This window comes from Actinoplanes teichomyceticus ATCC 31121 (genome assembly GCF_003711105.1).
In the GTDB taxonomy this organism is placed as follows: domain Bacteria; phylum Actinomycetota; class Actinomycetes; order Mycobacteriales; family Micromonosporaceae; genus Actinoplanes; species Actinoplanes teichomyceticus.
In genome coordinates this window covers 3,519,928-3,544,397 of record NZ_CP023865.1, presented here as the reverse complement: position 1 = coordinate 3,544,397, position 24,470 = coordinate 3,519,928, and the positions used below count along the sequence as shown (strand labels likewise).

Below are 24,470 nucleotides of genomic sequence, written 5' to 3'. Positions count from 1 at the left end.
GTACCCCCGCTGCCCCGGGTTCCTCGACGATCTCCGCGCCACGGGCCGGCGCACCGTCGGGCCACGCCGCCGAGACCGAAGGGTGCGTGTCATGCCCGGCCGGACGCCCCGCGCCATCGCGTGGGAGTCACCCGCGCGCCGCCGCCACAGCGGCAACCGCGTCGGTCCGGATCCCGGCGACACCCGTCACGGACGCGAAAGGCTGGTCACCCTGGTCGCCGGCGACGGATCCCCCACGTAGGGCAGCGGCTCCCGCGGCGCCGGAGGATGCTGGTAGAGAGCGGTCAGCTTTCCCTCGTGGAACAGCTCACGCATGGCCGAGCGGCGGATCTTCCCGCTGGTGGTACGCAGCACGGCACCCGGACGTAGCAGCAGCACCGCGGAGACCTCGACGCCGAATGCCCGCCCCACGGTATGCCGTAACCCGGCGGCCAGCTCCGGCAGCCGATCCCGCGCCGCGTTGGTCACCTCATGGGTCACGACCACGCCCCGCGCGCCGCCGGCGCCGGGAGCCCGTCCCGGGAAGACCGCGCCGCACTTGCCGAGTTCCGGGTGCCGTGCGCGCAGTTCCTGCTCGACGTCGTGCGGGTAGAGGTGGCGACCGTGCACGGTGAACGTCTCCTTGAGCCGGCCGTGCACGTACAGCTCACCGTCCTGCAGCACGCCGAGGTCGCCGGTACGCAGGAAGCCGTCCTCCCCCTCGGCCGTCACCGCGGCGAAGGCCGGCCCGGCATCGCTCCAGTAGCCCGGGGACACGCTGCGCCCGCGTATCCAGATCTCGCCCAACCACCCGTCGGGCCGCACGCGCGACGTCTCCGGGTCCACCACACGGATGTCGCACGCCTCGTTCGGAGTGCCGCAGCTGACGATTTCGCGTACCGGCTCGTCCGGCGCCGGGTCGGCGAGCCGGCCATGGGCGAGCGCGTCGAGGCCGACGGTACGCACCAGCGGCGCACGCCCCACCTCCCCGCTGATGTAGCCGGTGGCCTCCGCCATCCCGTAGATGGGCGCGAAGGACTCGGGGCGGAACCCGGCCGGCGCGAACTTCTCAGCGAACGCGGCCAGGATCGCCGGGTTCACCGGCTCCGCGGCGTTCCCGGCGATCTTCCAGCCGGACAGATCGAGAGCGGCCAGCTGCTCGTCGGTGACCCGGTCGAGGCACAGTTGGTACGCGAAGGTGGGCGCGAACGTCACCTGGATGTCGTGTTCGGCTATCGTCCGCAGCCAGCGCACCGGATCGCGCACGAACGAGACCGGCTCCATCAGCAAGGCATAGCCGCCGCGCACGACGGCCATGTTGAGCAGCCCCTGCATCGCCAGGTCGTGGTAGAGCGGAAGCCACCCGCCCACCCGCCAGTCGTCCGGCCAGCGCAGGCCCCGGACGCAGGCATCCAAGTTGTACAGGATGTTGTCGTGGGTGACCACGACTCCCTTCGGGTCGCCGGTCGACCCGGACGTGTACTGCAACAGCGCGATGGTCGCACGTTCCGGTGACGCCGGCGTCCAGCCCGCCGGATCGCCGAACTCCGGTTCGTCGCCGACCGCGATCAGCAGGTGGTCCAGTCCGCACGCCCGAGCCCAGTCGCGGACCTCCCCCAGATGCGCCGCCGTGGTCAGGACCGCGCTGACCCGGGCATCGGCGCTGATGGTCGCGACCCGATGTTGGTGATGGCGATAACGGCCGGGCAGCGGCGCCGGTACCGCGATCATGCCGGCATACAGGCAGCCGAAGAACGCCGCGACGAAGTCGAGCCCGTTGGGATACAGCAGCAGCACCCGCGAGCCGGCGGGCAGGCGCTGCTGCAACCAGGCCGCGTACCCGCGAGCCTCCCGGTCGAGCTGCCCGTAGGTCCACGACACGACCCCGCCGCGGATGTCGTCCGGGTCGGTGAGAAAGCCGACGGCGTCGGCGTCCGGCCGCCCGGCGACATGCTGACGGATCAGAGTTACGAGATCGGGTGCGGTGGCCATGTCGTAGCCCATCGGGGATTCCCTCCCTGCTCATCGGTTGCAGAGCCGGCCGCCGCGATGCCGGGGCGTCCGGTTGCCGGCCGCGTCGCGCGCCATCGGTATGTCGCACAGCGACGAAGGCCGCGAGGTCTCCGTGCGGCAGCTGCACCGTTGCACGATCCACCGGAGACCTCGTCGGTCAACGACTGCCGGAACCCGTCGCGCCCTGGTCGCGCCACCGGACCGGGCTCAGGGGTGCGACCAGTGCCATTCGTGCCGGTCGAGCAGGTGGCCCGACTTCACCCCGTTGTTCGCGCACCAGGTCTCGAACTCGGCGATCTGCCGCAGCTGGAAGGAGTCCTCGTTGTAGCTGGTGGCCATGACGTGGCCGAGCCAGCTCTCCTCGCCCATCGCGTAGATGTACACCTCGTCGGCGCCGAGCTCGGTGACGATCGCGCTGGCCTGTTCCGCGTTGGAGCCGGACATCTTGCGGCTGTCGCTCATCTTGTTCGGGATCGGCTTGGTGAGGAACGCCTGGTACTGCCAGTTCAGCGGGGCGCCGTCGCACTCCATGCCGAGGAAGGCGATGTCGACCCGCCCGAGGTGCCGGCGGACGTAGCGGTAGAGCGCCGGGTCGAGGCCGGAGGAGTCCGCCCCCACATAGATCGACTTCCCGCCGAGGTTGATCCAGTACGTCGCCTTGGCGCGGATGTCCAGGTCGGCGTGCTCGCCGAAGAACGGCGTGGCCGCGATCTTGCCACCCGGGAAGGAGATCTCGTCGAAGTCGTCCACCTCGACGGCGGAGAACCCGAAGCTCTTGAGGTAGAGCGCCAGCGACGGGTCGCACAGATTGCCGCGGGAGGTCCTCGGCACCACGAACGTGCCCACCCGGCCGCGCAGCTGCAGCAGCGTCTCCGGGACGAGGTGGTCGGAGTGCCCGTGGGTGATCAGCACGTAGTCGATGCGGTCGGGCAGGTCGTTGTAGGTGTACCGGCCGGTCGCGTCGGTGTCCGCGCTGATGAACGGGTCGGTCATGATGGCCACGTCCGGGGTCTGCATGAGCAGGCAGGCGTGCCCCCAGTAGCGGATCCGGGCGCCGGCCGCGATGTGCCGGTCCGCGGCGAGCGCGGGCTCCGGGACCAGCAGGCCGGCGAGCTGGGCCGCTTGCGAATCGCCGAGTTCCAGCGCCTCCCGCAGCGCGGTCAGGGTGGTGGGCCGGATCCGGGACAGGAACAGCTGCTCCAGGCCCGGGTGCCGGAACGGGATGGGCAGCTCCAGCACGTCCGGCGAGGGCAGCCGCGGCGTGCTCATCACGAACGGCCGCTCGATGCCGGTCTCCACGGACAGCTGCACCGACTGCCGCTGCTCGGTGTAGGCCTTGCTGTGGTAGACCAGCGGCTCCTGGAAGTGCAGCGAGGCGGCGTTGCTGGTGTCGTAGGCGATCTCCACCAGGCCCGCCAGCTCGGCGGGCAGCTTCGGGTAGAGCGGCCGGAGGTCGTACCCGGTCGCCTCCTCCCGGACGATCTTCTCGGCCTCCGCGATCGCCTCGGCGAAGCGGATCATGTCGGCGCGGTCGCGCCGGATCGCGGCGAGCAGCGCCCGCACCTCGTCCGCCCGGGAGTCCTCGATGTTGACGAAGAACCCGCCGCGGAACTTCGGGTCCCGGCTGCCCTTGTAATGCCATTCCGGGGCCTGCAGGTAGGACTCCAGCATCGGAATCCACCGGAACGCGAGACTCATGGTGGCCGTGACCGGAGCCGTCGCGTACATCGAGGCATAAAATCTGTCTACCAGAGGCTCGATAATGGTGTTGGGCCGGAGAAAGAGGCGCTCCTCATTCACTTCCGCTCCTCACGATCGAATGACTGAAGGAATTACCTTCGCAGTGATTCCACAAATGTGTCCAGCGTCCGCGACAAGCAGCCGGACGGCCAGCGCCTCCGGAGGGTCGTGGCCGGGCTCGCCGGCAGCGGCTCCGCCGCCGCTTACGGCAGCTTCACGAAGCCGGTCCGCATGTGCCAGTGACGTCCGGCCTTCAGATGGGCGATCACCGCGCGCTCCAGCGAGGAACGCTGCGGAAGTTCATCCAGCGGCTGGCCGTTGTAGCGGAACACGAACTCCAGGATCGAGGAGTCCCCGTCCGCGTTACCGGGCTCCGGCGCGGAGTCGGTGAGCGTCCAGAACCGCGCAAGCTGAATGATGTTGGAGTCCTCGGTGAGATACTCCTCCAGTTGCGGATCGAGCATCCACGAGCTTCCCCAGGCCACCCGGGCGCCGTGCTCGGGAAAATGCCGGTCGAAGAACGGGCGGGCACGATGCAACGATTCGTCATAGGCCTTGGGCAACAGCGGTCCGCCCCACTCGGGAACGTGCAGGCCGAGGTGCGGCGTGCCGTCCTTTCCGGTGGCCAGACTGAATTGCAGGCGGCCGAGCCGGTAGAGGATGCCGCGCAGGTGGTAGGTGGTCCACCACTGCATGTTCATGCCGCCCTGGCCGTACTTGCGGCGATGAATGGCCACCAGCTCCCCCAACTGCGTCAGGGTCTCCCAGCCGACCTCGTCGGGGATACCCCGTTCCGCGTGGAAGCGGCGCACCGCCGGCACCGTCGCGAGGAAGACGTACACGTGGAAGTAGCGTGCGGCGGCGCCGCCCTCGTACGGCAGGGGCGGACCGCCGCGTGGCTTCGCCCGGTGGTCGCCCATGTGCCGGACGATCGCGTGGTGGGTGCGTTCGAGCAGCCACCACAGGGCCGGGTCACGATCCGGATCGGGAGCGGCCGCCACGATCTCCTCGGCGTCGAGCTCCGGCACCTCCAGACGCCGTAGCAGATCACGTGCCTCCTCGCCGCGCGGCAGCCGTACCGGCTCGGCGGGCGGACCGAGCTCATCGAGCTCGGTGAGCCACGCCGCGGTCCGTTCCTCCAACCCCAGCGCGATGCGTACGGTCTCGGGATCCATCATCACTCCTTCACGCTCTCCTGCACCTCCAGCGAAACCCGCGGGGACGCCCCGCCATCGCTTCGACGAACGTCATGGCCGCGGCAGGTGCCCGGGCCGGCTCCGGCCTCGCCGCCCACCGGTGCGGGCCGACAGCCGGTGCGGTTCACGCGGAGACCGACGATCTCTGCCGGCTGATCGCCTCGAGGAGCAGTTTCGCGGCCACCGTCGTCCCGTCGGTGCGGATCGTGCCGGCCACCGCCGCCGCTCGCGCCCGGATCCCCGGGGTCAATGCCGTGGCCAGCGCCGCGGACAGGGACTCGACGGTCGGGGTCGGACCGTCATGCGCCACGCCGACACCCAGGTCAGCCACCCGACCGGCATAGTAGGGCTGATCCGTCATCTGGGGCACCACGACCTGCGGAGCGCCCGCCCGGGTCACCGCGGTCGTCGTGCCCGCACTGCCGGCGTGGACGACGGCGGCCACCCGGCCGAACAGCACCTGATGGTTCACCTCGCCCACCACCAGACAGTCATCCCCCTCGTCGATCCGGCCCAACCCGGCCCAACCACTGGACAGCACCACCCGGCGGCCCTGAGCCCGAACCGCCTCGATGGCCACCCGCGCGGCCTCGGCAGGCGCCGGCCCACTGCCGAAACCCACGTACACCGGAGGCGAGCCAGCCCTCAAGAACCCCTCCAACTCCGCCGACAACGGCCGCTGGTCGGGCAGGATCCACGCGCCGGTCTGCACCACGTCGAGATCGGTCGGCTGCAGCGGGGCCAGGACCGGATCGGCCGCCAGCCACGGGTGATCGCTGAAGGCGTAGTCGTAGATGTTCTCCACCGGCGGCAGGCCGATCGCCGCCCGGTGGCTGTTGAGCGCGGCGCCGAACCGCCGGTAGGCACCCTGGCTGTGCCTGTTCCACTGCGCCCGGTTGTCGGTCAGTTCCGGTACGGGCGGGCCGCCCAGGGCCGGCGGCGGCGGGTAGTACGGCGACGGCAGATAGATCGGGCAGTAGGCGGCGTAGACGTAGGGGATGCGCAGCTTCTCGGCCACGGACCGCACCGCGACCGCGGCGGACAACAGGCCGGTCGTCACCACCGCGGCGCAGCCCTCGGCGGCCGCCGGGACCTTGTCGAACTGCGTAGCGATGGCCTCGGCGTCGAGCCGGGGCGCGTCCTCGGGCGACGGCCGCTTCCCTCCGTGCATCATCGCGCGCACCGACTCGCCGACCTCCACCAGTGGCACACCGACGCCGGCCAGCCGGTCCGCGCAGTCCGGCGGTGCGCAGACCCGCGCGTCCACACCCAGTTCGCGGAACCGCACCGCCAGCGCGACCAGCGGTTCGACGTCGCCGCGCCCTCCGGTCGTCGACAACAACACACGCATCTCGCATCCCCATTCGGTAGGCTCCGGCGTCGGCCGGCGATCGTGCGGCATGACGCGGGTATGGTGGCGGCGGCGCCTCTGGCAGGTGCCATCCCGCTTCCCGGTGCGGTTGACGGCTACCAGGTGACCGGCAACTGATCCGGACTGTCGATGAACGCGTTCCTGAGCTTCACCTGCCCGGCGGGTATCGCGAGGCGCAGCCCGGGAAGTCGTCGCCACAGGGTCTGGTAGGCCATCCGCAGCACGGTTCTCGCCACCGCCGCCCCGATGCAGTGATGGATGCCGTGCCCGAATCCGATGTGTGGCGCCGGCTCACGCTCCGCGTCCAGAACGTTGGGATGGGGTGTCAGCGCTTCGTCCCGGTTGGCCATGAGGATCGAGCACAGCACGTACTCCCCCGCCCTGATCTGTTGCCCATCGACGACCACGTCCTTGACGGCCATCCGCGGAGTCGGCTGCTGCACCGCCGACAGATACCGCAACAGTTCGTTGACCAGGCGGTCGGCCTCCTCGCGGCCGGCGAAGAGCAGCCGCCTCTGGTCGGGATGGTCCAGCAGCGCGAGGACCCCGAAGCCCAGCATCCCCGCGACGGTCTCGACACCGCCGAGGAGCAGCGCCGTGCACACGCCCTTGAGCTCCTCGTCCGTGATGTCGTCGCCGTGGTCGCGCACCAGCATGCCGAGGAACCCCTCGTCGGGGTCCTTGCGCTGCCGGGTGATGAGGCTCTGCAGGTACCGGTTGAACGCCGCGCTGTCGGCCGCCCGGGCCTTGTATCCGCGGCTGAGATCGACGTTCTGCCGGACCCGGCGCATGAACTGGTTCCGATCATCGCGTGGGATGCCGAGCAGTTCGCACAGCGCGCCGCCGCCGACCGGATCGGCGAAGACCGTCTGCACGTCCACGGGCGGTCCCGCGGCCTCCATCGCATCGATGCGGTCGTCGATGAGCTCCTGGATCGCGGGCTCCAGCCGGCGGACGCGCCGGACCGTGAACTCCGGCGTGAGCATCCGGCGCAGGCGGGTGTGCTCGGGCGGATCGTAGGTCGAGATCTGTCCGACCAGCTCCTGCGGTTTGGTCGCGCCTTCCCCGCTGATCGGTTCGGACGCGGTCAGCCGCAGCCGCGTCGTGAAGTTCTCATGATCACCGAGGATCTGCCGCACGACGTCGTAGCCCATCGCCTGCCAGAGATAATCCGCGCCCATCTGGACCGCGGCATCCCCGCCGATCCGGATCAGCGGACCGTGCGCCCGCAGAGCGAACATGTCCTCGTGCGGGTCGCAGACCGTTCTCCTCATGTAGTTCGCCGTCGGCTCCACGACCGGCGCGACCTCATCGATGTCGTGATCCATACCGGTGAACACTCCTTCTCGCCTGTGCCGTTCGCCATCGCCGAGCCCGCCGCAACGCCACGCGCCGGCGAGGCGCTCGTCCGGCGCCCCGGCGCTTCCGGAAAGGTTCAGGCGGGACGGTAGGGCAGCCACTTCATCCCGTCGGGCGAGACCACCAGCCCGCCGGGGAACAGCGGCAGCTCGGGCTCGGCGTCCGCGCCGAGCACCGCCTTCATCTGCACCTGGCCGCCCTCCTGCATCACCTGCTTGACCACTTCCGACTTGTACATCGGCACCATGTTGCCGTCGGCGCTGGCGGCCATCTGGTCCACGGCCGCGGCGAACTCGGCGCTGCGCTCGGCGATCCGGCCGGCCGTGGCCAGCGCCGCCTCACCCGACGACACCCCGCCGATCAGCTCCACGAACGACTCGATCTCGGTGTGCTTGTTGTTGGTGACCTTCTTGGCCTGCCAGAAGTACGACTCCTCGTTGACGTTCATCTGGTAGAAGGACACCAGGAACTCGTAGAACACCCCGTACTCGCGGCGGTAGCGGGCCTCGAACTCACTCAGCGCGGTCTTCTCGTCCAGGTCCTCGGCGAGCACGCTGTTGATCGACCGCGCCGCCAGCAGCGCGCTGTAGGTCGCCAGGTGCACGCCCGAGGAGAACACCGGGTCCACGAAGCACGCGGCGTCCCCGACCAGGATCATCCCGGGCCGCCAGTAGCTGGTCTGGTGATACGAGTAGTCCTTGCGGACCCGCAGTTCTCCGTACCGGCCGGTGGTGATCCGGCGCGCGTCGGCGAGGTAGTCGGAGATCAGCGGGCATTCGGCGATCAGGGCCTGGAGCGCCTTCTCCCGGTCGCCCTGGATCTTCTCCGCCATCTCCCGGCGCACCACCGCGCCGACGCTGGTCATCGTGTCGCTCAGCGGGATGTACCAGAACCAGCCGCTGTCGAACGCGACGCTCAGGATGTTGCCCGAGTACGGCTCCGGCAGCCGCTTGCCGTTCTCGAAGTAACCGAACAGCGCCAGGCTGCGGAAGAACTCCGAATAGTTGCGGACGCCGCCGACCTGGGAGTACAGCCGGCTCTTGTTGCCCGACGCGTCGACCACGAACCGCGCCGACACCTCGTGCTCGCCGCCGTCGGGGTCGGTGTAACGCACCCCGGTGATCCGCTCGTCGCCTTCGATCACCCCGGTGACCGAGCATCCCTCGCGCACGTCGACGCCCTTGCGCTGCGCGTTACGCAGCAGGATCTCGTCGAAGCGCGCCCGTTCGACCTGGTACGCGAACGACGTCGGGCCGTTCATCAGGGGCGAGACGGCGAAGGAGAACGTCCACGGCTCCGGGCGGGCGCCCCAGCGGAAGGTGCCGCCGCGCTTGACGGGGAAGCCGGCTGCCGCCAGCTCGTCCGAGACGCCGAGCATCCGGCACACCCCGTGGACGGTGGAGGGCAGCAACGACTCGCCGATCTGGTACCGGGGGAAGGTCTCCTTCTCCAGCAGCAGCACCCGATGGCCCTGCATGGCCACCAGCGTGGCCACGGTCGAACCGGCCGGCCCGCCACCGGCCACCACCACGTCGAACTCTTCCACCGGCATTTTCCACCATCCATCGATCGAATCGTCGGAACTGAGTGAGGTCATGAATCGCTACGCGATATCCGCTGTTGTCCCGTCCATCCGGTCGGCATCTCGATGCCAGCAGATGCGTGGCGGCGATTTCGCCGGGTCGGACGTCGGAAATCAATGGCCGATTCCGGGCACAGCGTCTGCACCGAGCCGATGGTTCGTAGCAGCTCGCCGGCGCAGGTTCCGTGTGAGCCGCACGCCGGTCATGCCATCGTCCGGCAAGTTCTTCCGCGGCTCAAGGTGTCCAATGGAGAGGGCAGAGCACTACCAGGCAACCAGCAGACTGGTTAATCCATACGCCGGGGTACTCGTCCGGAACATTATTTCCTGGGCGGGGTCCGCCAGTTGCAAAGCGGGAAAGCGCCGCCACAGGGCGGTATAGGCGATTCGCAGTTGCAGGCGCGTCAGAGCGGCGCCCAGACAGTGATGGATACCGTGTCCGAACGCGACATGCGGAACGGGCGTACGGGTCACGTCGAGGCGGTCGGCATCCGGCAGCAGGGCGCGGTCACGGTTGGCCATCGGGAGAGAGCAGAGAACCGTCTCGCCCTCCTTGATCACCTGGTCGGCAACCATGACGTCCTCCACGGCGGTCCGCGGTGTCGGGGCGTATGGGACCGTCAGGTACCGGATCAGCTCGTCGACAGCTCGATCCGCCGACTGATCGTCCCCGCGCAACGCGGCGATCTGCTCGGGATGTCGCAGCAACGCCAGCACCCCCAGCCCGATCATGCCGGAGACGTTGTCGTCACCGGCCAGCATCAGCTGCACACAGACGCCTCTCAGCTCCTCATCCGTGATCGTGTCGCCGTGTTCGGCGACGATCGAGCCGATGAACCCGTCGCCGGGGTCCTTGCGTTCCCTGGCCATCATGGCCACCAGGTAGCGGGCGAACGCCTCCCCGGCGGCCGCCCGTTTCCTGGCACTCAGCGAGGCGTCGAGATGCCGGTGACACAGCTGCAGGAACATGGCCTGATCGTCGCGGGGTACTCCGATCAGCTCGCACAGCACGGCTCCGGGCACCTCGTCGGCGAACAGCTCGATCAGGTCCGCCGGCGGCCCCGCCTGCTCCATGGCGTCGAGGCGGTCGGTCACGATCTCTTCGATGCGCGGCGCCAGACGACGCATCCGGCGCTGGGTGAATCCCGGGGTCAGCAGGTGCCGGAGCCGGGTGTGCTCCGGTGGGTCGTAGTCCATCAGGTTGCCGACCAGCTCACGCGGGCGGAAGACGCCCGTCCCGCCGATCTCGTCACGTCGGTCGAAGCGGCGCCGGGTGCTGAATCGCTTGTGATCGCCCAGAACCTGGCGCACGACGGCGTGCCCGGCCGCCAGCCAGGTGGTCTCGGCGTCCGCTCCGGAGCCGATGGAAATCTTCGTCAGCGTTCCGGCGGCGCGCAGTTCGTCGGCCGGATCGAAACCCTGCCGGCGGGTGTGGATCGGAGGCGAGCCGTCACCACTCAAGGGGAAGCTCCTCTACCGCGAAGGGTGCCGGCCTGCCCGGTTTGAACCGCAGGTCCTCCTCCGGGACCGCCAGCCGCAAAGACGGGAACCGGCCGACCACCGCCGGCAGCGCCACCCGCAGCTGGAGCCGGGCCAGCGGCGCCCCGATACAGTGGTGGATGCCGTGTCCGAATGCCATGTGGGTGGCTTTCTCCCGGGTGATGTCGAACCGATCTCCCGGGGCGCGATTGGTCGCCAGCATGGAACACGTCAGGACATCGCCGGCATGGATGTCGCGTCCGGCCATGCGCACGTCAGCGAGCGCCACCCGGGGAGCCGGGGCCTCGACGATGGACGCGTGGCGCAGCACTTCCTCGGTGGCGCTGTCGATGAGCTCCGGTTTCTCGCGCAGCAGCGCCATCTGGTCGGGGTGGGTCACCAGCAGGAGCACCGCGACCGCCAGCTGCGCGGCCATCTGCTCCGCCGCCATGATCAGGTTCCCCTCGGCGAGCCCCGCCAATTCCTCGTCGCTGATCTCAGCGCCGTGTTCGCGCACGATCACGCCGATCATCCCGTCGCCAGGATCACGGCGTTTGCCGGAGGTCAACCGCTTGGTGTAATTGACGATGCCCAGACCCGACAGGGTCCGCTGCCGGGGAAGCCGACTCTCCCGGCTCTCCCTGATCATCCGCGACAACTCCGCCTGGTCGTCACGCGGGACGCCGAGGAATTCGCAGGCGATGTACGCGGGGATGGGCCAGGCGGCATGTCGGACGAAGTCGACCGGCGCGCCCACGCTCTCGAAGTCGTCCAAGCACTCTTCGACGATCTCCTCGATGCGGGGTCGCAGCCGCTCCATCCGTCGGGCGGAATACGCCGGGGCCACCGTCCTGCGCAGCCGGGTGTGATCCGGCGGGTCGTACGCCTGCAGGATTCCCGGCAACAGGGCGCGATCCGCCTCGTCGTCGACCGGCCGCATGGAACTGAACCGCTCGTGGTCGGCGAGGATCGCGCGGACCTCGTCATGTCCGGTGACCAGCCACTGCTTACGGCCGTCCATGCCCGGCTCGGTGTCGTATTCGTGCAGGGGCCCAGCTTTTTGCAGCTCTTCGAACTCCGGCACCGGATCGAGCCGGAGCCGCTGATGCGGCAGAGGAAGTGCCATCGGATCTCCTATGCTTCCGGCGCTACCAGTCGAGCAGCAGGGCTTCCACGTCGAACGGCGGCGGCCCCAATCTGATCTCTCGGTGCGGCTCGGCCAGCCTCAGCGTGGGGAAGCGGTGTGCCAGGGCCGGAATCGCCGTCCGGAACACCAGCTCGGCCAGAGACCTGCCCAGGCAGTGATGGATGCCGTGCCCGAACGCCAGGTGCTCCGGCCGGACCCGGGTGATGTCGAATCGATCCTCCGGGCGCGGGAAGTTGCGGCGGTTGGCAGCCAGCAGGGAGCACGTGACGGTATCGCCGGCCTTGATGAGGTGATCGCCGATGCGCACGTCGTCCGTCGCGACGCGCGGATGGGTCTTCTCATCGGTGGTCAGATACCGAATCACCTCGTCCAGCCAATCCGGGACGGTGTCCGGCTTCTCCCGCAGCAGTGCGAACTGCTCGGGATCGTCGGCCATCAGCCACGCGCCGGCCGCGAGGAAACGGGCCACCTGGTCGGCGCCCGCGCCCATGACGAACGCGGCGACGCCGGTCAGCTCCGCGTCGGTGATCTCGTCGCCGTACTCGCGTACCACGACACCGAACATGTCGTCACCGGGATCGCGGCGGGTGCGAGCCGTCATCTTGTTCATGTACGTCATGAACTTGTTGCCTGCCGCGGTACGCCGCTTGCCTGACCGTTCGGTTCGGCTGGCATGGAGGCTGCGCGCCAGATCCGCCTGATCGTCGCGCGGAATGCCGAGGAAGTCGCAGGTCGCCGTCGTCGCCACCGACCACCCGAAACGGGGGACGAAGTCGACCGGTCCGCCGAGCGCCTCGATGGCGTCCAAACTGTCCTGGACGACCCGCTCGACCTGCGGCTGGAACTTCTGCATCCGTCGGACGGCGAAGGCGGGCGCCACCATGCGGCGCAGTCGGGTGTGCTCGGGCGGGTCGTACTGGGTGAGGAAACCGGGCCAGGTGATGCCGGCAGCGGTTCCCCCGTAGAGCAGCCGTGCGCTGAAGTCGTCGGAGCTGAGAACCTGCCGGATCTCGTCGTACCCGGTGGCGAGCCACGCCGTCCGGCCTCCGGGAGACTCCTCGGTGCCCAGCGTGGTCAACGGGCCCTCGGCCATCAGCGAGCGCAGCTGTGGCACCGGATCGAATCGGTCCCTCCGGTGCAGCTCCGCGGCCCGGACAACGTTGATCTCCTCGAACATGCCACAGATCCTTTCGGTCGACCAAGCGGCGCTCGACATGGATGCTTCCGGCCGCTCGTACGACCGTCGAGCTCGTCCAACCGTCCGGATCGGGCGGGTGGACGGCTCACTCACGCGTCGGCCTGCTCGACCAGGCTCCTGGGCCGCAGGTCCGTCCAGTTCTGCTCGACGTAGCCGAGACAATCCTGCCGGGAGGCCGGACCGTGGACCCCCGTCCAGCCGTCCGGGACCTCGGCGAAAGCCGGCCACAGCGAATGCTGGCCCTCGCCGTTGACGAGCACGAGGAAGGAACCGTCCTCGTTGTCGAACGGATTGGTCATCATCGTGTCCTCTCACGCATCCGGCCGGAGCCGGCGTTCTGGGCGACGACGGCCGGCGATCCGGGCCGGCGTCGCCTGATCCATCGTCATCCTCCGCCGTGCACCGGCTCGGGCTCCCTGTGGTGCAGCTCGGCTGCGTCGCTCGCCGGTTCGGCTGCGTCGCTTCCGGCCTTGGCGAACTGCGTGTGGTAAAGCTCCGCGTACAGACCCCCCTCGGCCAGCAGCTCGTCGTGCGTTCCGCGCTCCCGGACCCGTCCGTCGTCGATCACGAGGATCTGGTCGGCCTCGCGAATCGTGGACAACCGGTGGGCGATCACCAACGAGGTGCGGTTGTGCAGGGCGGTCTTGAGTGCCCGCTGCACGGCGGCCTCGGACTCGGAGTCCAGGTGAGCGGTGGCTTCGTCGAGCACGACGATCGTCGGCGCCTTCAGCAGCAGCCGGGCGATGGCCAGGCGTTGCTTCTCGCCGCCCGACAGGCGGTAGCCACGATCGCCGGTGACGGTGTCGAACCCGCCCGGGAGCGAGGCGATCAGGTCCCAGATCTGGGCCCCTCGACATGCCTCGATCAGTTCGTCCTCGGTGGCGGTGGGGCGGGCGTAGAGCAGGTTCTGCCGGATCGTGTCGTGGAAGAAGTAGGCGTCCTGGCTGACCACGCCCACCGCTTCGCGCAGCGAGTCGAAGGTGAGGTCGCGCAGATCGTGCCCACCGACGCGAATGACCCCGCCGGTCGGGTCGTACAGCCGTGACACCAGGTGGGTGAGCGTGCTCTTGCCGGCGCCGGACGGGCCGACGAGCGCGGTGAGGGTGCCGGCCGGCACGTGCAGGCTGACACCGCGCAGCACCTCCGGCGTCGTCTCCCCGCGCTCCCGTTCGGCGCGTACGTACTCCAGCGAGCGCAGCGAGACCTCGTCGGCGGTCGGATAGCGGAACGCCACGTCGTCGAACTCGATCTCCGGCGCCGTGTCCTTGGCGAGCGCGACCGCACCGGGACGCTCCTCGATCAGCCCCTTCAGATCGAGCACCTCGAAGATCCGGGAGAAGCTCACCACGACGGTCTGCGCGGTTTCCTGCATCCCGGACAGCTGCGTGATCGGCCCGAACAACCGCCCGAGCAGAGTGGCGAGGGCGACGAGCGTGCCGAGCTGGAACGCCCCGGCGAGCACGAGCCCGCCACCGATGCCGTAGACGAGCGCCGTGGCGAGCGAGGCCATCAGCGCCATCATGACGAAGGCGAGCCGCCCGTACACCGAGAGACTCACGCCGATGCGGCGGATGCGCTCGGCACGATCGGCGTACTCGGCCATCTCCTCGCGGGGACGGCCGAAGAGTTTGGAGAGCATCGCCCCCTGAACGTTGAACCGCTCCTGGAGGAGTCCACCAAGGCCGGTATTCGCGTCCATCAGCCGTCCGGTGCGCCGCCGGATCACCCGGCCCACGTAGATCCAGGGCACGAGGAACAGCGGAATCAGCACCAGGGTGACCACGGCGACAAGCCATGACAGGTAGAACAGCTCGGCCATCACCAGGATCACCGTGACGGCGCTGGTGGCTGCCATCAGGAGCTGGCTGAACGCCTGCTGCGCCATGATCAGTTCCGTGTGCAGCCGGCCCACCAGCACCCCGGTCTGGGTACGGGTGAAGAACGCGATCGGCAGCTGCTGAACGTGACGCAGCGCCTGAACCCGGAGGTCGTAGCTGACCCCCTGCCCGATCTGCCCGGAAATATAGGCTGACACCAGCTGCAACAGCGCGCCCACCAGGGCGAGGCCGGCGGCCAGGCCGGCCATCGATGCCACGACCCCGGCGTCGTCCTTGAGGATGCCGCCGTTGACCAGTTCCATCAGCAACAACGGAACTACGACGACGACAAGCGACTCCAGCGCGGCGACGAGAACGAAGAGCGCCACCTTGCCGATGTGCGGGCGGAAGTAGGCGAGCACTCTGCGCAGCGTCCCCGGCCCGATCAGGGTCTGCCAGGGATCGGGGTCGTCATCGTTCTTCGACACCCCCCCGAAGCGCAACACCACGTCCACAGAAGCACCTCTCTCACACGACTCGCTAAGTCATCGATCCCATCCTGGGGATCGGACCCGATGTCCACGAGTAGGACCGGGCGAACATTCCTGACCCGCGACGAGCGCCGGCACCGCCGACGAGGCGGCGGGGAAGGCACCGAGCGGGCGATGCCGGCGCCGGCGGGCGCCGTCCGAAGCGGAAGGGTCAGCGACCACGGGTGGCAGCCGAAGACCCGCGCCGATGTCAAAGGCCGGCCGAGCCGGGCGCGGAAACGCAGCCCGCGGGGCGGTGACGGATCCACCGGCTCGCCTTACGCGGTGCCCGAGGCCGGTCCCGCGTTGGCATCGAAGGAGTTGCCGGAGTAATCGGGATCGAGCACCGAGACGGCATACGTGGCGGGCGCGGCCAGCATGACGCCGACGCCGACGGCGAGCGCGGCCGCGACCAGCGCGGAGGAGGCGGTCCTGGTCACGCGCGCCAGGACCAGCCCGACAAGGGCGGCCACGCCGAGCAGGAGCGTGCCCCATCTCGCCCAGGGGAGGAAGTTCGGGTAGTGCGACCACAGCCAGGCGGCCCAGGCCAGTTGGACCGCGACCGCGAGCGGCAGTATCCAGCCCTGCCTGCCGCCGCGCCGATACGCCCGCCCGAACATCACGATGCCGAGGGCGGAGACGGCCGCGATCGCCGGCGCCAGCGAGGCCACGTAGGCGGTGTGCGCGACAGCGCTCGCACTGAAGACAAAGCCGAAGGTCACCAGCCACACCCCCCACATCACCAGCCCGCCGCGCACCGGATCGGTGCGCTCGGCCCGGCGGCGCCACCACAACCCGCACAGCAGGGCGAGCAGAGTCAGCGGAAAGAGCCAGCCGATCGCGACGCCGAGGTGACCGTCGAACAGCTTGGTCCAACCCATCGGATCGGCCCTGCTCTCCATCTTGGACTCGTATCCCTCGGGGAGCGCGCCCGGTCCCATCGGCGGTCCTCCATGGGCCTTCGGCCCGACCATTCCCTTCTGGTCCTGGGCCTTCGTGCCGACCGTTCCCCTCTGGTCCTGGGCCTTCGTGCCGACCGTTCCCCTCTGGTCCTGGGCCTTCGTGCCGACCGTTCCCCTCTGGTCCTGGGCCTTCGTGCCGACCGTTCCCCTCTGGCCCTCGCCCTCCGGGCCGCCCAGCGGACCGGGCGCCGGCACGCCGTTACGACCGTTGACCTCCTCGGCGCCGGGCAGGTTGATGCCCACACGGCCGAGACCGTTGTATCCGAACACCATGGCGAAGGCGTTGTTGTTCGTGGTGCCACTGATGTAGGGCCGATCGCTGGCCGGCGTGAGGGTGTAGAGCATGACCCACGACAGCGACACCGCCAGCATCACCGCCCCGGCGGCCCCGAGATGCCGCACCCGGCGGCGCAGCTCGATCGGCGCGGTCAGCAGGTAGCCGACCGCCAGGGCGGGCAGAATCATCCACGCCTGCACCATCTTGGCCTGGAAGCCCAGCCCGACCCAGACACCGGCCCCGATCAGTGACCGGAGCCGCCCTTCCAGGACCGCGCGCTGATACGCGTCGACGGCGAGCACCAGGCACATGACCAGTGCGCCGTCCTCCATGCTGTGCCCGAACATGGACGCGGCGACCGGGGTCAGGGTGAAGATGCCGGCGGCGAGCAGGCCGGGCACCACGCCCACCCACCGCCGTACGACCCGGTACATCACCAGCACCGCGATCACGCCCTCGATCACCTGCGGCAACGCCAGGGACCACGCGTGATAACCGAAGATCTTGGCCGAGACGACCTGGGGCACGAAGGAGCCGGCCAGCTTGTCGAGCGTGTACGTCGCCTCCGGGTCGACGGCGCCGTACAGGAACGCGCGCCAGCTCCCGGACATGCTCTTGACGGCGTCCGCGTACCGCGGCGCGTAGTCGACCAGCCGCAGGTTCCAGGCATACAGCACCGCCGCGACGAGCGCGATGCCCAGCAGCGCGGGCCGGGCCCACGCCGGCTGACCGGCCGGTGAGCGCCATACCGCCCAGCGGTGAGGCCGGCTCTCGGGCGCGGAATCCTGGGACGGCGGATGAGTGAGTGTTTCGGACACCACGTAACCTCCAGGCGTGATACGGCGTCGATGGCGGGAGGTCAGAAGTCAGCTGTCGTCGCTGCGGACGACCGGCCAGGTCGTCTCGCCGTATCCGCCGTGTGGTGCATTCTGCCGAGCATGCTCGTCCAGCCGGTCGAACAGATTGTTTTCACTTCCGTTGAGCAGCACCATTTGAGACGAATACCGCTCCACAGCTTGGAATTTCTGCGACCGCATCTCCGGCTTCACCGAGCTGACATCCGCAGAGCCGAGACGAAAACCCTGCGGCAATTCGACCGCACCTGATTTGAAGACCGCATACGGCAGGTCCTCCCACAGCCGTACCGGAACGTTCTTCTCGTGCGTGGCGAACAGCGCGGCATCTCGCGTCGCCTCATGGTCGGGGTGTTCGCCGATGGCCGCACAGGTGACGACAAGCGTCGGGTCGAACTCGTCGATGATCGACCTGATGTCGTCCGCCACCTCGCCAACCAGGTCATGGTCGCTGTCCGGCGAGTGATCGTTGACGGCCAGCTTCTGCCTGCCCTCCACATGGGCGGTCAGCCAACGACCGTCCGGCAACTTACGGTAGATGGAGTCGAGGAACCGGCCGTGCCGATGAGCCACCCTCAGGTGATCAAGAGCGGCGATGTCTTCTTTCCGGCGGTAGAGCACCGCGTCGTCGTCCGGCGCGAGGCCCCAGATCGTGTGCATTCGCTGCGCCGCCGGGGAATAAGGAGGCTGTGCGGCGCCGGCAAATACCGTATAGACGAGCACATTCGCGCCGTCCTGTGCCGCCTGGGCCAGACCGGCCCCGAAAGACAGAACCGCGTCGTCCAGATGAGGGGAAATTGCCAGGAGCCGGGTTGCACCGGGGTCGTGAGGCATGGGGATCAGTTTGGTGACACCATTGCCGGCCTACAACCGGTGACGGTTGGACAGGTCGCGCCACATCCTCGCCGCCCGGTCCGGCAGCCGGCACCGGGAACGCGCCCGCTTCGGCGGCGCCGGTGCGCGCCGCAGACGACCGGGTCCGTGCGCGGTGGCGCGTCGCCGAGACGCGGGCATCGGCAGCGGCGCCCGGTCCCGCCCGCCGACCCGTCGTCGTGCAGGCGCGCGAGCCGGAAGACGTTGCCGGCCGGTCGGACGAGCGTCAACGCTCGTCCAACCGGCCGCATTGAGCAGCTGGACGCTCAGTCGCTGATCTGCGAGATCAGACTCTTGGGCCGCAGGTCCGTCCAGTTCTGCTCGACGTAGCCGAGACAATCCTGCCGGGAGGCCGGACCGTGGACCCCCGTCCAGCCGTCCGGGACCTCGGCGAAAGCCGGCCACAGCGAATGCTGGCCCTCGCCGTTGACGAGCACGAGGAAGGAACCGTCCTCGTTGTCGAACGGATTGGTCATCATCGTGTCCTCTCACGCATCCGGCCGGGACCGGAGTTTCTCGGCGACGATGGCCCCGATCTGGGCCAACGCCGCGGGCTGCACCATCTCGTAGTGGTTGGTCGCGATCTCGTGGGGCTCGATCGTCCCCCCGGTGAAGTCTTTCCAGCTGGCTATCGCCTCGGACACCGGCAGATGCGCGGGACGGTCCACGGAGGCGACGAAGAGGAGGACATCACTGGCGAACGGCGAGGCGGTGTGGGCCGGCCCGACCTCCCAGAGGTTGCGCATGACCGCCTCCAAGCGGGACCGGGCGCCGGCCCCCTGGACCAGCTGACCGGCGAGCTCCAGTTCCTGCTGCTTGCGCCGTTCCAGGGCGTCTTCGTCGCGGGCGGCCTCCTCGGTGACCGTGCCGGTGGCCTTCCTTCCCATGTAGACGGGATAGGCGTCGAGCAGGGCGAGCAGGCCGACCTTCTCCCCGTCCGCCTCCAGCAGCACGGCCATCGCCTGCGCGATCCGCCCGCCCAGAGACCAGCCGAGCAGGTGGTACGGCCCGGTCGGCTGCACGGTGCGGATCTGCTCGACGTAATCGGCGGCCATCTCCTCCACGCTGCCGGGCAGCGGCTCGGTACGGGCCAGGCCACGCGCCTGCACCCCGTAGACCGGCTGGTTCGGCGGCAGGTGCCGCAGCAGCGGACCGTAGTTCCAGCTCAGGCCGCCGCTGGCGTGGATGCAGAACAGCGGCGCCCGGTCACCCGCGGCGCGCAGCGGCAGCAGCACCTCGTAGTCACCGGTCTTCGCCGAGGCGCTCGCCCCGCGCCGCTCCCCCACGACGACCAGCGTCCTGGCCGGCGACTTACGGGCGAGCAGACCGGTGTGCAGCATCCGGTGCCCCGGGGTCCCGAACGGACACGGCACGCTCGGCCGGCCGCCGGTGTCCGCGTCCACCGCGGGACCGGTCACCCACAGGTCGCCGACGGTCCCGGGCGCCACCGGGCGCTGTGCCTCGTCGAGCACCAGCGCACCGAGCGGGCCGGCCGCGACCAGGTCGGCGACCGCCGCCGGCACCGCCCCGGCCCAGCGCGCCGGCGCGATCGCCGGAGCGCCGCGCTCGGCGTCGTCGAGGAGGATGTCCAGGTCGCTGATCCGCCGCCCGGGATCCTCGGCCACCTGTTCCAGGACGCGGACCAGCCGCCGGGCCAGCGACGCGGCCGTGTCGTGGTCGAACAGGTCGGCGGCATAGTGCAGGGCGCCCTCGATGCCGTCCTCGTCGTCATCGTCGTTGCGGCGCTCGGTGAGCGCGAACGCCAGGTCCAGCTCGATGGCCTCGACCCCGGTGGGTTCGACGCTGGTGCGCAGGGCGGGCAGTTCCGCGGCGTCCCACGCGCCGTTGTCCTCCTCGCGCACCTGCAGCCCGACCTGGTACACCGGGTGGCGCGACAGCGAGCCGGGCAGGGCCAGCAGCTCGGGAATCTTCTCGAAGGGCACGTCCAGGTGCTGGCGCGCCTCGCGGACCGCCTCCTGCACCCGGGCGACGACCTCCAGGAAGGTCGGATCCGCCGACAGGTCGGTACGCACCGGGAACGGCCGGGCGAACGGCCCGATCATCGGCTCCAGGTCGATCAGGTCCTCGTCGCGCGGCAGCGTCGTGCCGATCACCAGGTCGGTGCCCGCGCCGTACCGGGTCAGCAGCATGGCCAGCGCGGCCTGCACGAGCTGCGGCATGTCCGCGCCGGCCGATTCCACCGCCTCGGCCAGCCGGGCGTGCGGACCGGCGTCCAGCCGCAGCGCGACCGTGCCGGCCCGGCGCGACGGGATGGCCGGCCGCGCTCGGTCGAACGGCAGCACGGTCTCCTGGTCGATGCCGGCCAGGTGGTTGCGCCAGAAGGTGATCTGGTCGTTGATCAGGCTGTCCTGCTCGCGCTCGCCGTCGAGCAGCCGCTGCTCCCAGATCGCGTAGTCGGCGAACTGCAGGGCCAGCGGCGCGCGCTCCGGGGCCCGGCCGGCCCGCCGCGCGCCGTACGCGGCCGCGAGGTCCCGGAAGAACACGTCCATCGAGTCGTCGTCGGCGGCGATGCGGTGCACCGTCACCGACAGCACGTGCTCCTTCTCCGACAGCGCGAAGAGCTCGCACCGCCACGGCATGTCCCGGGTGAGGTCGAACAGCTGCTCGCCCCGCTCGGCCAGCCGTGCGGGGAGGTCCTCCTCGGTGGCCGGGACCGGCGTCAGCCGGACCGGCGCGGCGTCGTGGATGTGCTGGTGGACGGTCTGCGCGTCGCCCGGGAAGGTGGTCCGCAGGATCTCGTGCCGGGCCGCGACGTCGCGCAGCGCCGCCTCCAGGGCGGCCACGTCCAGCCGGCCGCGCAGGCGCAGCGCGACCGAGAGGTGCCGGCCCCGGGTCTCCTCCGACGGGCGGGCCAGCAGCCAGGCGCGCAGCTGCCGGGCGGTGAGCGGCACCCGCTCCGGCCGGGTGACCGCCTCCAGCGCGGGGCGCGACTTCGCGGCCAGCGCCCGGGCCACCCCCGCGGGTGTGGGCGAGGAGAACAGCTGGCGGATCGGCAGGTCCACGCCCAGCTCCTCGCGGATCCGCGCGATCAGCCGCATGGCCAGCGCCGAACTGCCGCCCAGGTCGTGGAAGGCGTCGTCGACGCCCACCCGCTCGACGCCGAGGATCTCGGCGTAGAGCGCGCACAGCACCTTCTCGGTCGCGCTCTCCGGCGCCTTCGCCGACGCGTGGCCGGCGAGGTCCGGGGCGGGCAGGGCCCGGCGGTCCACCTTGCTGTTGGCGGTGATCGGCAGGCTGACCAGCCCGATGACCGCCACCGGAACCATGTAGCCGGGCAGCACCCGGGCCATCTGCTGGCGGATCTGTTCGGTGTCCAGCTCACCGGCGTCGGAGACGACGTAGCCGACCAGACGCCGTTCGCCCGGCCGGTCCTCGCGGGCCACGACGACCGCCTCGCGGACTCCCGGCTGGGCCGCCAGCACCGCCTCCACCTCGGCCAGCTCCACCCGGTAGCCGCGGATCTTCACCTGGTCGTCGGCGCGCCCGAGGAAGACCACCTCGCCGTCGCGGTTCCAGCGCGCCAGGTCCCCGGTCCGGTACATGCGCTCGCCGGCGAGGAACGGACACGCCACGAACCGCTCGGCGGTCAGGTCCGGCCGGGAGAGATATCCGCGGGCCAGTCCGGTGCCGGCGATGTACAGCTCGCCGGCCACCCCGGGGGCGACCGGGCGCAGGAAGGCGTCCAGGATGTAGATCCTGCGGTTGGTCATCGGACGGCCGATCGGCAGCTCCGGCCCGAGCTGCGCGCCCGGCTCGATCGGCTTCCAGGTGGCGCACAGGGTGGTCTCGGTCGGCCCGTACGTGTTGCGCACCCGCAGCTGTGGCTGGGCCCGCCGCAGGTGGGCCACGGTGTGCGCGGGCACCACGTCGCCGCCGGTGCCGACCTCGCGCAGGCCGGCGAAACAGTCCGGGGACGCCTCCGCCAGCGCGCGGAAGGTGCCGGCGGTGAGGTGGACGGCGGTCGCGCCGCGTGCCACGGCCTGCCGGATCCCGCCCGCGTCGACCACTCCGGGAGCGGCCACCAGGACCCGGCCACCCGTGGCCAGCGGCACCCACATCTCGTAGAGCGAGGGGTCGAACACGTGCGTCGCGTGCATCAGCACGCCGTCGCCGGGGCCGATCCGCCAGCCCGCGTCGCCGGCCAGGCCGGCGACCGCGCCGTGCGGGACGGCCACGCCCTTCGGGACGCCGGTGGAGCCCGAGGTGTACATGACGTACGCCAGGTCGGCGGCGCTCGGCCGGAACGTCGGCGCGGTGCCGGCACAGGCGTCCACGGCCGCCCGCGTCGGCGGCGCATCGAGGACGATCGTGGCGCGCTGCGGCACGTTCTGCGGCACCGCCGCCTCGGTGGCCTGCGTACAGATCACCGTCGAGACCGCGGAGCCGGCGAGGATCAGCGCGATCCGCTCGGCCGGGTACCCGACGTCCACCGGGACGTACGCGGCGCCGGCCTTCCAGATCGCCAGGAACACGATCGGCAGGTCCGCGGACCGCTCCACGGCCACCCCGACGCGGTCGCCGCGGCGGACGCCCCGATCGGCGAGGTGGGCCGCCAACCGGTTCGACGCCTGATCGACCTCGGCATAGGTGAGGTCGGCGCCGTCGGCGTCGGTGATCGCCACCGTGTCCGGCGCGGCGGCCACCCGCCGGTCGAACAGCTCGACCATGGAGTCGCCGGGGACCGGGCCCGCGGTCGCGTTCCAGTCGTCGACCACCACGGCGCGCTCGGCCTCGCCCAGCAGCGTCAGCCGGCCGACGAGCACACCGGGCTCGGCGACCAGCCGCTCCAGCACGCGGACGATCGCGCCGAGCACCGATGTGGCGGCCGCCTGGTCGAACAGCCCCCGGTCGTAGTAGAGGATCACCGGCATCCGCTCGCCCGGACCGGTGACCAGTGTGAACGGGTAGTGCGAGGAGTCGCGCCCCTTCTGCACCGGCCGCATGACCAGGCCGTCGTCGGCCGATCCGCCGAGGCCCGTACGCGGGAAGTTCTCGTAGATGACCAGCGTGTCGAAGACCGCTCCGGGCCCGACGACGGCCTGCACCTCCTGCAGCCCGAGATGCTGGTGCGCGCGCAGCGCCGACTGGTCGCGCTGCAGGTCGGCGAGCATGTCGACGACCCGCTGGCGCCCGTCGAGCCGGACCCGCACCGGCAGGGTGGCCAGCAGCAGCCCGACCATCGCCTCCACCCCGGCCAGCTCGGCCGGCCGCCCCGAGGCGGTCGCGCCGAACACCACGTCGGTACGGCCGGCCAGCTGCGCCAGCACGACCGCCCACACGCCCTGCACGACGGTGTTGAGCGTGAGGTCGTGGCCACGCGCCAGCCGGAGCAGGTCGTCGGTCAGCTCGGGGGACAGCTCCACCATCGCCGTGTCGATGTCCGGCACGCGGGCCGGATCGGCCGGCGCGACCGTGGTCGGGGTGTCCAGCCCGGCGAGCGCGTCCCGCCACGCCGCCCGCGCCGACTCCTTGTCCTGCCGGCCCAGCCAGGCCAGATAGTCGCGGTACGACACCGCGGGCGGCAGCCCGGACGCGTCCCCGCCCGCCGCGTAGATCGCCGCGAGCTCACGGTGCAGGATCGGCATCGACCAGCCGTCCACCAGCACGTGGTGCAGGGTGTGCACGAGCCGGTGGCGCTGCGGGCCGAGCCGGATCAGGTGCAGTTTCATCAGCGGCGCGGCCTCCAGGCGCAGGCGCTCGGCCATCTCCTGCTCCGCCAGGCGGGCCACCTCACCGTCGGCGAGGTCCTCCGGCAGCCCGGACAGGTCGGTCTCCCGCCACGGGAGCTCGACGTCCCGCTGAATGACCTGCACCATCTGCGCGCCGCTGACGTAGCGGAAGCAGGCCCGCAGGGCGGCATGCCGGTCCACCAGGGCCTGCCACGACGCTCTCAGCCGCCCGGCGTCCAGCGGGCCGTCGATGCCGTAGACGGTCTGCACGGTGTAGGTGTCCGGCCCGTCCCCGTCCAGGGCGGTGTGGTAAAGCATGCCCTCCTGCAGCGGCGACAGCGGCCAGACGTCTTCCACGCTGGAGCGGGGCTTTGCACGAGTGTCGTCAACGGTCACGATCTG

General features: G+C 70.3%; 15 protein-coding genes. All 15 read right to left on the bottom strand.

Annotation, left to right across the window (positions count from 1 at the left end; genetic code table 11):
- Positions 1-186: 186 nt before the first annotated feature.
- Positions 187-1,983, bottom strand: coding sequence for a fatty acyl-AMP ligase (locus ACTEI_RS15650; RefSeq protein WP_122978340.1), 1,797 nt, complete (start codon positions 1,981-1,983; stop codon positions 187-189).
- Between the two features lie 216 nt (positions 1,984-2,199).
- Positions 2,200-3,720: an MBL fold metallo-hydrolase gene (locus ACTEI_RS15645; protein ID WP_239082752.1), complete on the bottom strand. Its 1,521-nt coding sequence runs from the start codon at positions 3,718-3,720 to the stop codon at positions 2,200-2,202.
- Positions 3,721-3,935: 215 nt separating this feature from the next.
- Positions 3,936-4,907 (bottom strand): acyltransferase domain-containing protein, encoded by a 972-nt coding sequence (locus ACTEI_RS15640; protein ID WP_145831131.1) that lies wholly within the window; start codon positions 4,905-4,907, stop codon positions 3,936-3,938.
- Positions 4,908-5,052: 145 nt separating this feature from the next.
- Positions 5,053-6,279 (bottom strand): glycosyltransferase, encoded by a 1,227-nt coding sequence (locus tag ACTEI_RS15635; RefSeq protein ID WP_122978337.1) that lies wholly within the window; start codon positions 6,277-6,279, stop codon positions 5,053-5,055.
- A 116-nt stretch (positions 6,280-6,395) separates the two neighbouring features.
- Positions 6,396-7,628 carry a cytochrome P450 gene (locus ACTEI_RS15630; protein ID WP_122978336.1) on the bottom strand — a complete coding sequence of 411 codons (1,233 nt, stop codon included), beginning with the start codon at positions 7,626-7,628 and terminating at the stop codon, positions 6,396-6,398.
- Between the two features lie 107 nt (positions 7,629-7,735).
- Complete coding sequence (locus ACTEI_RS15625) at positions 7,736-9,211, bottom strand: tryptophan halogenase family protein (protein ID WP_122978335.1); 1,476 nt, start codon at positions 9,209-9,211, stop codon at positions 7,736-7,738.
- Between the two features lie 294 nt (positions 9,212-9,505).
- Complete coding sequence (locus ACTEI_RS15620; RefSeq protein ID WP_122978334.1) at positions 9,506-10,702, bottom strand: cytochrome P450; 1,197 nt, start codon at positions 10,700-10,702, stop codon at positions 9,506-9,508.
- Complete coding sequence (locus ACTEI_RS15615) at positions 10,692-11,846, bottom strand: cytochrome P450 (RefSeq protein WP_122978333.1); 1,155 nt, start codon at positions 11,844-11,846, stop codon at positions 10,692-10,694. The genes ACTEI_RS15620 and ACTEI_RS15615 overlap by 11 nt, the downstream gene beginning before the upstream one ends.
- 22 nt (positions 11,847-11,868) lie before the next feature.
- Positions 11,869-13,044 carry a cytochrome P450 gene (locus tag ACTEI_RS15610; RefSeq protein ID WP_122978332.1) on the bottom strand — a complete coding sequence of 392 codons (1,176 nt, stop codon included), beginning with the start codon at positions 13,042-13,044 and terminating at the stop codon, positions 11,869-11,871.
- Between the two features lie 110 nt (positions 13,045-13,154).
- The gene (locus ACTEI_RS15605; protein ID WP_164465970.1) at positions 13,155-13,367 is read right to left on the bottom strand and encodes an MbtH family protein; all 213 of its coding nucleotides are present in this window, start codon (positions 13,365-13,367) and stop codon (positions 13,155-13,157) included.
- An 83-nt stretch (positions 13,368-13,450) separates the two neighbouring features.
- Positions 13,451-15,397: an ABC transporter ATP-binding protein gene (locus ACTEI_RS15600; RefSeq protein ID WP_122978331.1), complete on the bottom strand. Its 1,947-nt coding sequence runs from the start codon at positions 15,395-15,397 to the stop codon at positions 13,451-13,453.
- Between the two features lie 293 nt (positions 15,398-15,690).
- A complete protein-coding gene (locus tag ACTEI_RS37775; protein WP_211344349.1) occupies positions 15,691-17,469 on the bottom strand; it encodes an ArnT family glycosyltransferase in 1,779 nt (592 codons plus the stop codon).
- Between the two features lie 48 nt (positions 17,470-17,517).
- Positions 17,518-18,339 carry a PIG-L deacetylase family protein gene (locus ACTEI_RS15585; RefSeq protein WP_122978330.1) on the bottom strand — a complete coding sequence of 274 codons (822 nt, stop codon included), beginning with the start codon at positions 18,337-18,339 and terminating at the stop codon, positions 17,518-17,520.
- A 305-nt stretch (positions 18,340-18,644) separates the two neighbouring features.
- Positions 18,645-18,857 (bottom strand): MbtH family protein, encoded by a 213-nt coding sequence (locus ACTEI_RS15580; protein ID WP_187646010.1) that lies wholly within the window; start codon positions 18,855-18,857, stop codon positions 18,645-18,647.
- 9 nt (positions 18,858-18,866) lie between these two features.
- Positions 18,867-24,464, bottom strand: coding sequence for a non-ribosomal peptide synthetase (locus tag ACTEI_RS15575; RefSeq protein WP_122978329.1), 5,598 nt, complete (start codon positions 24,462-24,464; stop codon positions 18,867-18,869).
- Between the last annotated feature and the right edge of the window lie 6 nt (positions 24,465-24,470).

Bases quoted from the DNA above. Each gene is read 5' to 3' on its own strand.
- ACTEI_RS15630 (WP_122978336.1), bottom strand. From the start codon at position 7,628: ATGGATCACGACATCGATGAGGTCGCGCCGGTCGTGGAGCCGACGGCG.
- ACTEI_RS15605 (WP_164465970.1), bottom strand. From the start codon at position 13,367: ATGATGACCAATCCGTTCGACAACGAGGACGGTTCCTTCCTCGTGCTC.
- ACTEI_RS15610 (WP_122978332.1), bottom strand. From the start codon at position 13,044: ATGTTCGAGGAGATCAACGTTGTCCGGGCCGCGGAGCTGCACCGGAGG.
- ACTEI_RS15615 (WP_122978333.1), bottom strand. From the start codon at position 11,846: ATGGCACTTCCTCTGCCGCATCAGCGGCTCCGGCTCGATCCGGTGCCG.
- ACTEI_RS15580 (WP_187646010.1), bottom strand. From the start codon at position 18,857: ATGATGACCAATCCGTTCGACAACGAGGACGGTTCCTTCCTCGTGCTC.
- ACTEI_RS15640 (WP_145831131.1), bottom strand. From the start codon at position 4,907: ATGGATCCCGAGACCGTACGCATCGCGCTGGGGTTGGAGGAACGGACC.
- ACTEI_RS15645 (WP_239082752.1), bottom strand. From the start codon at position 3,720: ATGTACGCGACGGCTCCGGTCACGGCCACCATGAGTCTCGCGTTCCGG.
- ACTEI_RS15650 (WP_122978340.1), bottom strand. From the start codon at position 1,983: ATGGGCTACGACATGGCCACCGCACCCGATCTCGTAACTCTGATCCGT.
- ACTEI_RS15635 (WP_122978337.1), bottom strand. From the start codon at position 6,279: ATGCGTGTGTTGTTGTCGACGACCGGAGGGCGCGGCGACGTCGAACCG.
- ACTEI_RS15625 (WP_122978335.1), bottom strand. From the start codon at position 9,211: ATGCCGGTGGAAGAGTTCGACGTGGTGGTGGCCGGTGGCGGGCCGGCC.
- ACTEI_RS15585 (WP_122978330.1), bottom strand. From the start codon at position 18,339: ATGCCTCACGACCCCGGTGCAACCCGGCTCCTGGCAATTTCCCCTCAT.